This is a genomic window from Rhizobium sp. 18055, assembly GCF_902706285.1.
GTDB lineage: Bacteria > Pseudomonadota > Alphaproteobacteria > Rhizobiales > Rhizobiaceae > Rhizobium.
The window spans coordinates 1-498 of the sequence record NZ_CACSKD010000172.1; the positions used below are offsets into that span (position 1 = coordinate 1).

General features: G+C 65.3%; 1 protein-coding gene. It reads right to left on the minus strand.

The features are described 5' to 3' along the window. The coding region (locus tag GVL52_RS28565; protein WP_244619338.1) for a branched-chain amino acid ABC transporter permease at nt 1-366 on the minus strand (366 nt) is incomplete at its 3' end. Nucleotides 367-498: the final 132 nt, after the last annotated feature.

Genomic DNA, 498 nt, shown 5'->3' on the forward strand with positions numbered 1-498 from the left:
CGACTGCGGATCGGGCCCGAAGACCATGAGCGCGCCGTTCTGCAGGATCATCGCCAGGCCGATGGTGGCGATCATCCCGTTGAGCTCGTCGCCCCGGAAGCCCTTCATCACCACCACTTCGATCAGCCAGCCGGCCACCAGCGTGACGGCGAAGGTGGCGAGCACGGCGGCCAGGAAGGGCAGCTGCAGTTTCGTGACGCAGACGTAGGCCACGAAGGCGCCCAGCATGTAGAACTCGCCATGCGCGAAGTTCACCACGCGCATGACGCCGAAGACCAGCGTGAAACCGATGGCCATCAGCAGGTAGAGCAACCCGATGATGAGACCGTTGGTCAGCGCCTGGCCGAGCAGGAAAGTGAAATCCACGGCGGTGTTCCCGGAGAGTGGGCGCCGGTCACTTGCAGGCGGTGAGCGAGCAGGTCGCCTCGACCACTTCCTGGCCGTCCTGCACGCGGGCGATGTAGAAGGGCGCGTCGATCTGGTGCGCGACGCCGTACA